The sequence below is a fragment of the Microbacterium sp. Leaf351 genome (assembly GCF_001423825.1).
Lineage (GTDB): Bacteria > Actinomycetota > Actinomycetes > Actinomycetales > Microbacteriaceae > Microbacterium > Microbacterium ginsengisoli.
In genome coordinates this window covers 169,179-171,183 of the sequence record NZ_LMPK01000035.1, presented here as the reverse complement: position 1 = coordinate 171,183, position 2,005 = coordinate 169,179, and the positions used below count along the sequence as shown (strand labels likewise).

Annotated in this window: 2 protein-coding genes; one reads left to right on the top strand and one right to left on the bottom strand. The window is 72.0% G+C overall.

The window, feature by feature from the left end; translation table 11 throughout:
- A partial coding sequence (locus ASG00_RS11900; protein ID WP_162238396.1) for a LacI family DNA-binding transcriptional regulator occupies positions 1 to 898 on the top strand: 898 nt, incomplete at its 5' end.
- A gap of 15 nt (positions 899 to 913) precedes the next feature.
- On the opposite strand, the gene ASG00_RS11895 is transcribed toward ASG00_RS11900, so the two are convergent.
- Positions 914 to 1,918: a LacI family DNA-binding transcriptional regulator gene (locus ASG00_RS11895; RefSeq protein WP_171006198.1), complete on the bottom strand. Its 1,005-nt coding sequence runs from the start codon at positions 1,916 to 1,918 to the stop codon at positions 914 to 916.
- Positions 1,919 to 2,005 lie beyond the last annotated feature (87 nt).

Sequence of the window (2,005 nt, the reverse complement as noted above, 5' to 3'; positions counted from 1 at the left end):
CCCCGCGATGGCGGAGCGGGTCGCGGCATCCATCGACAGACTCGGGTACCAGCGCAATGCCCTCGCGGCCTCGCTGCGATCGGGGGCACGGGACACCATCGGATTCGTGTCCGCCGACCTCTCCAACACCTTCTACATGCGGGTCGCGGCCGCCGCGGCCGCCGCCGCGCTCGAGCGCGGCATCCGCCTGATCGTCGCATCGAGCGAAGAGGATGCCGCGGCCGAACGCACGCTCACGCTCGACCTCTGCCAGCGCCAGGTGGGCGGACTCCTCGTCGTGCCGACGGCGAGCGATCACCGCTACCTCGCCCCGGAGGCGGCGCGCGGCACGCCCGTGGTGTTCCTGGACCGTCCGGGTCGCGGCATCGTCGCCGACGAGTTCCTCATCGACAACCGAGGGGGCGCACGGGCCGCGGTCGCCGAGTTGCTGGCCGCGGGCCACGAACGAGTCGCCGTGCTCCTGGACGCGCCCACGATCTTCACGATGAGCGAGCGGAGGGCCGGCGCCCTCGACGCGTTCGCCGCGCTCGGCCGTGCGGCGGATCCGCGGCTGATCGTCGAGGACCTGCACACTCCGGCGGCGGCGCGCGCGGCGCTCGAGCGCCTGCTCGACGCCGAACGGCCGCCGACGGCGGTGTTCTGCGCGAACAACCGCTCGACCGTGGGCGCTCTCGAGGCGATCCTCGCGGCGGATGCGCCGGTGGCGCTCACGGGCTTCGACGACTTCGAGCTGTCCGGTCTCGTGCCGCGCCCGATCCGCGTGGTCGACTACGACGTCGCCGAGCTGGGTGCCCGCGCCGCCCGCACCCTGCTCGATCGCATCAGCGGAGCGGATGAGACCGAACCGCGGACCCGTCTGCAGCCGACCCGCCTGGTCGATCGCGGCCTGCGCCGCTGAGGGCGCGAGGCGCGGTCAGGTCGCGGTGGAGGAGCGGACGACGAGCTCAGGCCCGAACACGACCCGCTCCGTGGGTCCGCCGGGCGACTCCGCCGCCGCGAGAAGCAGCTCGACGGCCGTCGTGCCCATGAGGACGGCGGGCTGACGCACCGAGGTGAGCGGGATGACAGCGGCTGCCGCGAAGTCGATGTCGTCGTAGCCGATGAGTGCGATGTCCTCGGGCACGCGCACGCTCGCGGTCATCACGAGGGATTGCAGCAGACCGAGGGCGAGCAGGTCGTTCGCCGCGAAGATCGCGTCCGGCCGCGCGCTGACGGGGCGCGCGAGGATCTGCGCACCGGCCACCCGCCCCTCCTCGACGGTGAGCGCCCGCGTGCCGACGAACTCGAGCGACGCTCCGCCGTGTGCGGCGACGGCGCCCTGAGCGCCCTCGAGACGATCGGCGACCTGACGGATCGAGACCGGTCCGCCCACGAACATCAGTCGACGGCGCCCCACGTCCAGCAGATGGGATGCCGCGAGGGTGCCGCCTGCGAGGTCGTCGACGGCGACGGACGCGAACGAGCCGTCGCGCGATTCGCGGTCGACGAGCACGGTCGGCGTGCCGCGGTCGCGCACGGCACGGAGCTTGGGAACGCTGTCGTACACGGGGGTCACCAGCATGCCGAACACCCGCTGTTCCTCGAACAGCTCGACGTGCCGGTCCTCGCGATCCTGCTTCTCATCGCTGTTGGCCATGAGCACGGTGAGGTCGTCGGTGGATGCGCGCTCCTCCGCACCGCGGGCGACCTCGGTGAAGAACGGGTTGCGCATGTCGAGCACGACCAGGCCGATGCTGCGGCTGCGACCCGCGCGCAGTTGGCGGGCGGCGTCGTTGCGCACGAACCCGAGGAGGTCGATGGCGCGGTGCACGCGGGCCACCGTCTCCGCCGACACCTTGTCGGGGCGGTTGAGCACGTTGGAGACGGTGCCGACGGACACCCCGGCGGCTTCGGCGACGTCGCGCACGCTGACGGCCACAGCTCTCCTCCTCACGTCCTCGGGCGGTGAGAGTGAAACGAATCAATAACGCCGGAAGACTACGGGCAAATTCGCCTTGACACCATC